Source organism: Kineococcus rubinsiae (assembly GCF_011839805.1).
Classification (GTDB): domain Bacteria; phylum Actinomycetota; class Actinomycetes; order Actinomycetales; family Kineococcaceae; genus Kineococcus; species Kineococcus rubinsiae.
Map to the genome: position 1 here is coordinate 1 of NZ_VWPY01000090.1, position 10,304 is coordinate 10,304.

Consider the following 10,304-nt stretch of genomic DNA (forward strand, 5'->3'; position numbering starts at 1 on the left):
CAGCAGGACGCCCGTCGGGCCGTCCTCCAGCTGCAGCACCACGTAGGCCACGGCCGGCGAGCGCCGGTCGCGCCAGCCCAGGTACTCCAGGCGCTCCCACGGGACGCTCCCCAGGTCGGGCAGCGTCGCCTGGGCGGCCTCGCGGCGGCTGGCGTTGACGAAGGACGAGCGGATCTGGCTCTCGGACAAGGGGTTCACAGCGGGTCTCGGCTTCCGGGTTCGTCGGAGGGGTCGGCCCCCTGCGCGTCAGGCGACGCGCGGACGCCGCCGCACCACGGGGGGTGCGGCGGGGAGGCCGACAGCGGGGCGGGGGACGACACCGCGTCCGCTCCGTCCCCGCCCGCGCGCACGCCGGCACCGGGGGCGGTGGGCGTGCGGGAGGTGGTGGGTCAGGGGCGCCGGACGCGGGTCCGGGAGGGCGTGCGGCAGGCCGTCACGGCCACCTCGCTCCCCGCGGCGGTGCTGCGCATCGCTCGCTCCCCCGTCCTGGCTCCCACGCCGACCCGGCCGGTCAGCGGCGTCGATCCTACGTCGTCGGGCCCCCTTGACCTGTACCGCAAACCGGGACTGCGCAGGCGTCAGAGGTTCAGGTCCAGGCCGAGCAGGCCGTGGCCGAGGAACAGGTCGACCACGACGAGCGCGACCGCGAGGACGAACGCCGCGGAGACGTCGCCGCGGTGGGCGGACTCGGCCTCGAGGCGGCCGCGGGCGTCGGGCAGCAGCGCCCAGGCGACGCCGTAGGCCGCGAGGCCGATGCCGCCGATCAGCGTCAGCAGGACGAAGCCGCCCCGCACCAGCAGCGGGTCGGCGTTCCAGCGCCGCGCGAGGGCCCCGGCGACGCCGGCCATCCAGCGGTCCCGGCCGAGGTCGAGGGAGCGGACGGCGCCCCAGGAGCGGACGCCGGCGAAGAAGCGGTCCGCGGTGGGCCGCGGAGCGGAGGTGGTGGAGGAGGGGGAGGAGGTCTCGTCGGTGGGCATGGCACCACCGTGGCCGCCCGGGGGACCCGCGGGCATCGGGCAGGCCCCTGAGGCGACCCTGGTCCTCCCCTGAGACCACCCTCGGGGGGACGCCGCGCAGCGGCCGCCCGTGCCACGATCGGCCGGTGACCACGCCCACCGAGCACCTCCCCGGGGCGCCCGCCGCCGGCGCGGCGGCCGGGCCCCGTCCTCGCACCGACCGCCCCCCGTTCGTGCGCCCCCTCGAGGGACGCCGCGCGGCGGGGGTGACGGCCGGGCTGGCCGCCCACGTCGGGCTCCCCGTCGCGCGCGTGCGGACGGCCTTCGTGGCGCTGGCGCTGCTGGCGGGGACGGGGATCGTGCTCTACGCGGTGTTCTGGCTGCTGGTGCCCGACGAGCGCGACGTGCTCGCCGACGGCCCGCGCGACGGGCGCCTGGCCGACCCGTCCGCGTGGGTGCTGGAGCACCGCGACACCCTGCTCGGCGCCGCGCTCGTGCTGCTCGGCGCGGTCACCGCGCTGCGCGTCGGCGGGGTCAGCGTGTCCAGCCGCGTGCTGCTGCCGCTGCTCGTGGTCGGCGCCGGGCTGGTCCTCGCCTGGAGCCAGCTCGACGCGACCCGCCGCGCCCGCCTCGTCGCGGGTGCCGGGGCGGGCTCGGGTCGCGTCGCGGCGCTGCGGGTCGCGGCCGGCGTCTCCCTCGTCGTCGCCGGCGTCGTGCTGCTGCTGGTCGTGGGCGACGTCAGCGCCGTCGGGCGCTCGACCCTCGCGGGCCTCGCGCTGCTCGTGGGGATCGGGCTCGTGCTGGCGCCCTGGGCGGTGCGGCTGTGGACGGACCTCGGCAACGAGCGCGCGGCGCTGGCGCGGGAGCAGGAGCGCGCGGAGCTGGCCGCGCACGTGCACGACTCGGTGCTGCAGACCCTCGCGCTGATCCAGAAGCGCAGCTCCGACGCGACCGAGGTGGCGCGCCTCGCCCGGTCGCAGGAGCGCGACCTGCGGCGGTGGCTGTACGGCGACCACGGCGACGCGGAGGGGACCGTCGGCTCCGCGCTGCGCACCGCCGCGGCGGAGGCCGAGGACGCCACGGGCGTCGCCGTCGAGGTCGTCCTCGTGGGTGACCTCGACACCCGGGCGCTGGACCGCGCGAGCACCGCGCTCGTGCAGGCCTCCCGCGAGGCGCTGCTGAACGCCGGGCGCCACGGCGACGGGTCGGTGTCGCTGTACGCGGAGTCCATGGCCGGGGCCCTGGAGGTGTTCGTGCGCGACCGCGGCCCGGGCTTCGACCTCGACGCCGTCCCGCAGGACCGCCTCGGCGTGCGGGAGTCGATCATCGGCCGCATGCAGCGTGCCGGGGGCACCGCGACGCTGCGCTGCCCGGCCGACGGCGGCACCGAGGTGGCCCTGCGCCTGCCGCCCGTGCCCGCGGCGGGTGCGCGGTGAGCGTCCGCGTCCTGGTCGTCGACGACCACCGCATGGTCCGCGTCGGCGTCCGCACGGAGCTCTCCGCCGACCCGGGCGTCGAGGTCGTCGGCGAGGCGGCCGACGTCGAGGGCGCCGTCGAGGCGGTGCGGCGGTTCCGGCCCGACGTCGTCCTGCTCGACGTGCACCTGCCGCTGGCCAACGGCGACTCCCCCGCCCCCGGCGCGGGTTCCGGCGGCGCCGAGGTCCTCGCGCGGTGCGCCGACCTGCTCACCGGGGAGGGGGCCGTCCGCTTCCTCGCCCTCAGCGTCTCCGACGCCGCGGACGACGTCATCGCCGTGATCCGCCGCGGCGCACGCGGTTACGTGACCAAGACGATCGGCGGGACCGAGCTCGCCGACGCCGTGCGGCGCGTCGCCGACGGGGACGCGGTCTTCTCCCCGCGCCTGGCGGGCTTCGTGCTCGACGCGTTCGGGGCCATGACGGGCGAGGTCGCCGCGGCCGACGACGAGCTCGACCGGCTCTCGGCCCGCGAGCGCGAGGTCATGCGGCTCATCGCCCGCGGCTACGCCTACAAGGAGGTCGCGAAGGAGCTGTTCATCTCCGTCAAGACCGTCGAGACCCACGTGTCCGCGGTGCTGCGCAAGCTGCAGCTGTCCAGCCGCCACGAGCTCACGCGCTGGGCGGCCGCCCGCCGCCTGCTGTGACGGGGGCGGAGCGGTGACGCGGGTGGACCGGTGACGCGCGTGGACGCCGACGTCGTCGTCGTGGGGGCCGGCCTCGCGGGGCTGGTCGCCACGGCCGAGCTCGCCGACGCCGGCCGGCGGGTCCTGCTGCTGGACCAGGAACCGGAGTCGAACCTCGGCGGGCAGGCGTCCTGGTCCCTCGGCGGGCTGTTCATGGTCGACACCCCCGAGCAGCGCCGGGTCGGCATCCGCGACTCCCGCGAGCTGGCGATGCGGGACTGGCTGGGCACCGCGGGCTTCGACCGCGACGTCGACGACCCGCGCGGCGAGGACCACTGGGGCCGGCGCTGGGCCGAGGCCTACGTCGACTTCGCCGCCGGGGCGAAGCGCGCCTGGCTGCACGCGCAGGGCGTGCGGTGGGTGCCGCTGGTGGGCTGGGCGGAGCGCGGCGGGCAGCTCGCCGACGGCCACGGGAACTCCGTCCCGCGCTTCCACCTGACGTGGGGCACGGGCCCCGGCGTCGTCGCCCCGTTCGAGCGCCGCGTGCGCTCCGCCGCGGCCCGCGGGCTGGTGAGGTTCGCGTTCCGCCACCGCGTCGACGGGCTGACGACGACCGCCGGGACGGTCGACGGCGTCCGCGGCGCCGTCCTGGAACCCAGCACCGCGGCGCGGGGAGTCGCCAGCTCCCGCAGGGAGACCGGGGAGTTCGCGTTCCACGCCCCCGTCGTCCTCGTCACGGCCGGCGGCATCGGCGCGAACCACGACCTCGTCCGCGCGAACTGGCCGGCGCGCCTGGGCACCCCGCCGCGGCGGATGCTGTCGGGGGTCCCCGAGCACGTCGACGGCCGGATGCTGGCGATCACCGCCGAGGCCGGCGGCCGGCTCGTCAACCGCGACCGTATGTGGCACTACACCGAGGGCCTCACGAACTTCGCGCCCGTCTGGGCGCGGCACGGCATCCGCGTGATCCCCGGTCCGTCGTCGCTGTGGTTCGACGCCCGCGGCCGCCGCCTGCCCGCCCCGAACTTCCCGGGCTTCGACACCCTCACGACGCTGAAGGCGATCGCGGACACCGGTTTCGACCACTCGTGGTTCGTGCTGAACCAGCGGATCGTCGAGAAGGAGTTCGTGCTGTCGGGCTCGGAGCAGAACCCCGACATCACGGGCAAGGACCTCAGGCTGACGCTCGGGCGGGTGCGCCCCGGCGCCGCCGCCCCGGTCGAGGCGTTCGTGCGGCGCGGCGAGGACTTCGTCACCGCCCGCACGCTGACCGAGCTGGTCGCCGGGATGAACGCCGTCACGGGCGAGGACCTGCTCGACCCCGACGACGTGCAGCGGCAGGTCGTCGCGCGCGACGCGCAGGTGGCCAACCCGTTCACCAAGGACGCGCAGGTCGCCGCGATCAGGAACTCCCGCCGCTCCCTCACCGAGCGCCTGGCCCGCACCGCGGCGCCGCACCGGATCCTCGACCCCGCAGCGGGTCCGCTCATCGCGGTGCGCCTGAGCATCGTCACCCGCAAGACGCTGGGCGGCGTGCAGACCGACCTGTCCGGCCGCGTGCTGAGCGCGGCCGGCACGCCGGTGCCGGGCCTGTTCGCGGCGGGTGAGGTCGCGGGGTTCGGCGGCGGCGGCGTGCACGGCTACCGGTCCCTGGAGGGGACCTTCCTCGGCGGGTGCCTGTTCTCGGGCCGCCAGGCCGGGCGGGCGATCACCGCCGAGCTGCGGGCCTGAGCTCCCCGTCCGGGCCGGAGCTCAGCACCAGGTCGAGCACCCGGTCGGCCGCTGCACCGTCGTCCCCGCCGCAGAACCGCTCCTGGAAGTCGGCGTAGCGCTCCTTGAACTCGACCCGGAGCCCCTCCAGGTCGCCCAGGGCGTCGAACACCTCCTCGGACTCCCGCACGAGCGGGCCCGGGAAGGACTCCTGCGGGTCGACGTAGAAGCCGCGCACGGCGTCGCGGTAGTGCTCGAGGTCGTAGACGAAGCCCACGACCGGCTTGCCGGTGATCGCGAAGTCGAACAGCGCCGAGGAGTAGTCGGTGACGAGGACGTCGGCGGCCAGGTACAGGTCGGCGACGTCGGGGTGCTGCGAGACGTCCACGACGCCGGGGCCGTCCAGGGGCGGCAGCGCGTCGGCGACGAAGGGGTGCAGGCGCAGGAGCAGCACGTGGTCCGCGCCGAGGCGCTCGCGGAAGCGCGCCAGGTCCAGGGCGAGGCGGAAGTCGGGGCCCTCGCCGTCGCGGTCGTCGTCGCGCCAGGTCGGCATGTAGAGGACCGCGGTGCGGTCCTCTGCGACGCCGAGGGCGGTGCGCACCCGCTCGCGCCGCACGGCCGCGTCGTCGGCCAGGAGCCCGTCGTTGCGCGGGTAGCCGGTCACGGGCACGGGGCCCGGGTAGCGGAACGCCGAGCGCAGGAGCACGGCGGCTGCCTCGCTCGGCGCCAGCAGCAGGTCCCAGCGCGTGATGTCCTCGTCCAGGACGCGCAGCACCTCCTCCCCCGCCGGGTCGGCCGCGCGGGCGTCGCGGTGGATGCGCTTCATGGGCGTGCCGTGCCACGTCTGCAGGTGGGTCGTCCCGGGGCCCTTGCGCCAGCGCGGCAGGTGGTTGTCGGCGACGACGAGGTCGGCGGACTCCAGCGCGGCGACGGCCTCGGCGCTGTCGCGGGCCACCGTGGTCGTCCCGGCGGGAAAGGTGCCGGCGTGCAGGGGGCCCGCGATCCAGACGTGCTCGGCGGGAGCACCGCCCCGGGCCAGGAGCCGCTCGTGCAGGGCGCGGGGGTTGTCGGCGTAGCGACCGGGCGAGCTGTACCAGACGATCTTCACGGGTCTCCTGACGGACCGGCGACGGGGTTGCACCGGGATGCGCCCATTGACGCACGCCCGCGGGCCGCGGCGGTACGCCTCTCGCCCGGCCGGACCTACCCTGGGACGTCGGGCGGGAGCCGTCCGCAGGGCACGGGAGCGGGGGGTGTGGTGAGCGCGGAGGCGTCGAGCGAGACGGTGGTGGCGAACGGCGAGGTGGCGGCCGAGGCCGCGCGGCGGCGGACGCTGGCGATCATCAGCCACCCCGACGCGGGCAAGTCGACGCTCACGGAGGCCCTCGCCCTGCACGCCCACGCGATCCGGGAGGCCGGGCACGTGCACGGCAAGGCCGGCCGCGCCGGGGTCGTCTCGGACTGGCAGGACATGGAGAAGCAGCGCGGCATCTCCATCAGCTCCGCCGTCCTGCAGCTGCACCACGACGGGCGCGTGCTGAACGTCCTGGACACCCCCGGGCACGCCGACTTCTCCGAGGACACCTACCGCGTCCTGGCCGCCGTCGACGTCGCGGTCATGCTCGTCGACGCCGCCAACGGCATGGAGCGCCAGACGCGCAAGCTGTTCGAGGTGTGCCAGCAGCGGCGCATCCCCGTCATCACCGTGATCAACAAGTGGGACCGCCCGGGTCTGGACGCGCTGGGCCTGCTCGACGAGATCGCCGAGGTCACGAAGCTGCGCCCGACGCCGCTGAACTGGCCCGTCGGCATGGCGGGGGACTTCCGCGGCCTGCTGGAGCGCGCGTCCGGCGACTACCTGCGCTTCACCCGCACGCCCGGCGGCGCGAGCCTCGCCGAGGAGCAGCGGCTGACGCCCGCCGAGGCCGAGAGCCGCGAGGGGTCCGCCTGGGACCAGGCGCTGGAGGAGAGCGACCTGCTGTCCGCGACGGGCGGGGACCTCGACGAGGCCTCGTTCCTGCGCCACGAGAGCACGCCCGTGCTCTTCACGGCCGCCGTCGCCAACGTCGGGGTCGGCCAGCTGCTGCAGGCCCTCGGCGACCTGGCCCCGCCGCCCAGCCCGCCCACCGACACAGCGGGGCGCGAGCGCCCGGTCGACGCCCCGTTCAGCGCGCAGGTGTTCAAGGTGCAGGCCGGCATGAACCCCGCCCACCGCGACCGGCTCGCGTTCGCCCGCGTCCGCACCGGGGTCTTCGAGCGCGGCATGACCGTCAGCAACGCCCGCACGGGGCGGCCCCTGGTCCTCAAGCACGTCCAGACCGTCTTCGGCGCGGACCGCCAGACGCTGGACACCGCCTGGCCCGGTGACGTCATCGGCATGGTGAACGCCGCCCACGTCAACGTCGGCGACACCCTGTTCACGGGCCCCTCGGTGACGTTCCCGCCCATCCCGTCCTTCACCCCCGAGCACTTCAGCGTCGCGGCACCGACCGACCTCGGCCACGCCAAGCAGTTCCGGTCCGGGCTGGCGGCGCTGGACGCCGAGGGCGTCGTGCAGGTGCTCTACTCCGAGCGGCGCGGCCACGGCGAGCCGGTGCTGGCCGTCGTGGGTCCCCTGCAGTACGAGGTCGCCGCGCACCGCATGGCCAACGAGTTCCGCGCCCCGGTGCGCATCGACCCGCTGCCCTACTCCGAGGTGCGCCGGGTCCACGCGCGCGACATCGCGACCGTGCAGGCCGACCGCGGCAGCGAGGTCGTCCTGCGCAGCGACGGCCAGGCCCTGGCCCTGTTCACCGACCGGTGGCGCCTGGCGGGCTTCGAGCGCAGCCACCCCGACGTCGAGCTGCTGCCCGTGATGGCGGCGACGGAACCGGCCTGAGGGAACCGTCCGGGGTGCCGGGCCCGCCGTCGTGTCGAGGACGGCGGATCGGCTCCGTCTGGAGGGTGTGCGGCCATGATGGACCGCCGAGACCCAGGAGGCAGACCGTGAAGTACCTGATGCTCAAGCACTACCGCGGCGGCCCGGTGAAGCACCCCAACGCCGAGCCGACGATGGACACGTGGACGCCCGACGAGGTCGACGCCCACCTCGCGTACATGGACGACTTCGCCGACCGCCTGCGGGCCAGCGGCGAGTTCGTGTCCGGGACGGCGCTGGCGCCCACGGGCACCTTCGTCCGGCACGACGGCGAGGGCCGGCCGCCCGTGACCGACGGGCCCTTCGCGGAGACCAAGGACCTCGTCGCCGGGTGGATGGTCGTCGACGTCGAGTCGTGGGAGCGGGCGCTGGAGCTCGCGGGGGAGCTGTCCGCGGCCCCCGGCCCCGGCGGGAAGCCGCTGCACGAGTGGCTGGAGCTGCGCCCGTTCCTCGAGAGCGACGCCCCCGTCACCGAGTGACGTGAGCGTCGACGAGGGGCTGCTGCGCGAGCTGACGCCCCGGGTCATCGGCGTCCTCGTCCGCCGCGGAGCGGACTTCGCGGCGGCCGAGGACGCCGTCCAGGAGGCGCTGCTGCGGGCGTGGACGACGTGGCCGGGCCCGGCGGGGGCGCCCCGCGACCCGCTGGCCTGGCTGGTGACGACCGCGTGGCGCTGCCACCTCGACGCCGTCCGGTCCGCGGCCGCCCGCCGCGGCCGCGAGGTGCGGGTGGACGCCGAACCGGCTCCCGGCCCGGGCGTGGCCGTGGACGACACCCTGCGTCTGTACTTCCTCTGCGCCCACCCCGCCCTGTCCCCCGCGGCGGCGCAGGCCCTCACGCTGCGCGCGGTGGGCGGGCTGACGACCCGGCAGATCGCGGACGCGTTCCTCGTCCCGGAGTCGACGATGGCGCAGCGGATCTCCCGGGCCAAGCGCGCCGTCGCCGGCGTGGACCTGGACCGGCCGGGACGGTTGCCGACCGTGCTGCGGGTGCTCTACCTCGTCTTCAACGCCGGGTACTCCGGCGACGTCGACCTCAGCGCCGAGGCGATCCGGCTGACCCGGCAGCTGGTGCGCCTCACCGACGACGCCGAGGCCGCGGGGCTGCTCGCGCTGATGCTGCTGCACCAGGCCCGCCGGGTCGCGCGCACCCGCGCCGACGGTGCCCTGGTGCCGCTGGCCGAGCAGGACCGCTCGCGCTGGGACACGGCGCTGATCGCCGAGGGGGTCGACGTCCTGCAGACGGCGCTGGCCCGCGACCGGCTCGGGGAGTACCAGGCGCAGGCGGCGATCGCGGCCCTGCACGCGGACGCGCGCAGCGTCGGGGAGACGGACTGGGTGCAGGTGGTCGAGTGGTACGACGAGCTGCTGCGGCTCACCGGCAGCCCGGTCGTTCAGCTGAACCGGGCCGTCGCCGTCGGGGAGGCCGACGGCCCGCGGGCCGGCCTCGCGGCGCTCGCCGCGGTGCCCGCCGACGTGCCGCGCCGCGACGCCGCGGCCGCGCACCTGCACGAGGCGGACGGCGACCTCGCCACGGCCGCGGGGCTCTACGCGGCGGCGGCGCAGGCGGCCCCGAACCTCGCCGAGCGCGACCACCTCACCCGGCAGGCGGCGCGCCTGCACCAGGCGCTGCGGGAACGCTGAACGTGCCCGCGGCGGTCGACGTCGCTCGGCGTTCCCGTTCCGGCACAACGGGTTTGCTCGCTCCGGCCGGTCGGGGCGGGTAGGATCGAACACGTGTCCACGGCGGCGGTGACGGCTCTCGACCAGGTGGTCGACGAGCTGTCCCGGGCGGTCTGCGCGGGTCTCGCCGACGCCGAACTGGTGGACGTGATCGCGGGCGCGGAACGCGCGAAGCGGGCGCTGGCCGCGGTGCAGGCCGAGGCGACCGCGGCGCTGGCTCGCTCGGTGCGTACCGCTGAGGTTGCGGCCGGAGTTCCCGCGGCGAGGCGCGGCCGGTCGGTGGGTCCGCAGGTCGCGGCCGCACGACGGGTCTCCCCGCACCAGGGTGGACGCCTCGTCGGTGCCGCCCTCGCGCTGGTGGAGGACCTGCCGGAGACGCTGGCCGCCCTGCGCAGCGGGGTCATCGACGAGTGGAATGCGACGAGGGTCGTGCAGGCCACGGTCTGCTTGGCGCAGGAGGACCGGGCTCGTGTCGACGCGGCCCTGGCGGGGGAGTTCGCCCGTCCCGGAGTCGGTGCCGCGTCGATCATCGGGTCTGCGCGGGCCCTGGCCCAGCAGATCGACCCGGCCTCCGCGGTCGCGCGGGCGAGGAAGGCGGCCAACGAGCGCTGCGTGTCGATCCGCCCCGCGCCGGACACGATGACCTACGTGACCGCGCTGCTGCCCGTCGCCGACGGGGTCGCGGTCCACGCGGACCTGCTGACCGCGGTCAAGGAGCACGCCGCGACCCGGGAACCCGGCGACGAGCGGGGCCGGGGTCAGGTCATGGCCGACACGCTCGTCCAGCGGATCACCGGCCGGGACCCGCAGACCGAGCCCGTCCCGGTCGTCGTCCACCTCGTGATGCCGACGGACACGCTGCTGGACGCGGGTGACGTCTCCGCGAGCGTCCCCGGTCACGGACCGGTGCCGGCCGCCATCGCCCGCGAACTCCTCGCCT

General features: G+C 76.2%; 10 protein-coding genes. 7 read left to right on the plus strand and 3 right to left on the minus strand.

What is annotated here, in order from left to right:
- Positions 1 to 198: FBP domain-containing protein (locus F1544_RS22400; protein ID WP_208972431.1), on the minus strand; the 198-nt coding region annotated here is incomplete at its 3' end.
- 380 nt (positions 199 to 578) lie between these two features.
- The gene (locus tag F1544_RS22405; protein WP_167588419.1) at positions 579 to 977 is read right to left on the minus strand and encodes a PspC domain-containing protein; all 399 of its coding nucleotides are present in this window, start codon (positions 975 to 977) and stop codon (positions 579 to 581) included.
- 125 nt (positions 978 to 1,102) lie between these two features.
- Here F1544_RS22405 and F1544_RS22410 point away from each other — a divergent pair, with 125 nt between their 5' ends.
- From F1544_RS22410 to F1544_RS22420, 3 genes are read left to right on the plus strand one after another with little or no spacing between them, the layout of a single operon-like run.
- On the plus strand, positions 1,103 to 2,392 hold the full coding sequence (locus F1544_RS22410; protein ID WP_167588421.1) for an ATP-binding protein: 1,290 nt from the start codon (positions 1,103 to 1,105) through the stop codon (positions 2,390 to 2,392).
- A gap of 32 nt (positions 2,393 to 2,424) precedes the next feature.
- Entirely contained in the window at positions 2,425 to 3,078 is a 654-nt protein-coding gene (locus tag F1544_RS22415; RefSeq protein WP_208972433.1) for a LuxR C-terminal-related transcriptional regulator, read from the plus strand.
- A gap of 39 nt (positions 3,079 to 3,117) precedes the next feature.
- Positions 3,118 to 4,788, plus strand: coding sequence for an FAD-binding dehydrogenase (locus F1544_RS22420; RefSeq protein ID WP_167588429.1), 1,671 nt, complete (start codon positions 3,118 to 3,120; stop codon positions 4,786 to 4,788).
- Here F1544_RS22420 and F1544_RS22425 read toward each other — a convergent pair.
- Positions 4,766 to 5,875 (minus strand): CDP-glycerol glycerophosphotransferase family protein, encoded by a 1,110-nt coding sequence (locus F1544_RS22425; RefSeq protein ID WP_167588423.1) that lies wholly within the window; start codon positions 5,873 to 5,875, stop codon positions 4,766 to 4,768. The genes F1544_RS22420 and F1544_RS22425 overlap by 23 nt on opposite strands.
- 150 nt (positions 5,876 to 6,025) lie before the next feature.
- On the opposite strand from F1544_RS22425, the gene F1544_RS22430 reads away from it, so the two are divergent.
- The 4 genes from F1544_RS22430 to F1544_RS22445 form a co-directional block, all read left to right on the plus strand.
- The gene (locus F1544_RS22430; protein WP_308470278.1) at positions 6,026 to 7,645 is read left to right on the plus strand and encodes a peptide chain release factor 3; all 1,620 of its coding nucleotides are present in this window, start codon (positions 6,026 to 6,028) and stop codon (positions 7,643 to 7,645) included.
- Between the two features lie 119 nt (positions 7,646 to 7,764).
- Positions 7,765 to 8,163 (plus strand): YciI family protein, encoded by a 399-nt coding sequence (locus F1544_RS22435; RefSeq protein WP_208972436.1) that lies wholly within the window; start codon positions 7,765 to 7,767, stop codon positions 8,161 to 8,163.
- Between the two features lies 1 nt (position 8,164).
- Positions 8,165 to 9,325, plus strand: a complete 1,161-nt coding sequence (locus F1544_RS22440; RefSeq protein ID WP_167588426.1) for an RNA polymerase sigma factor — start codon at positions 8,165 to 8,167, stop codon at positions 9,323 to 9,325.
- Between the two features lie 93 nt (positions 9,326 to 9,418).
- A partial coding sequence (locus F1544_RS22445; RefSeq protein WP_167588427.1) for a DUF222 domain-containing protein occupies positions 9,419 to 10,304 on the plus strand: 886 nt, incomplete at its 3' end.

What these genes read in the sequence shown, in the direction of transcription:
- F1544_RS22405 (WP_167588419.1), bottom strand. Translation starts at nt 977, where the DNA reads ATGCCCACCGACGAGACCTCCTCCCCCTCCTCCACCACCTCCGCTCCG.
- F1544_RS22415 (WP_208972433.1), top strand. Translation starts at nt 2,425, where the DNA reads ATGGTCCGCGTCGGCGTCCGCACGGAGCTCTCCGCCGACCCGGGCGTC.
- F1544_RS22435 (WP_208972436.1), top strand. Translation starts at nt 7,765, where the DNA reads ATGCTCAAGCACTACCGCGGCGGCCCGGTGAAGCACCCCAACGCCGAG.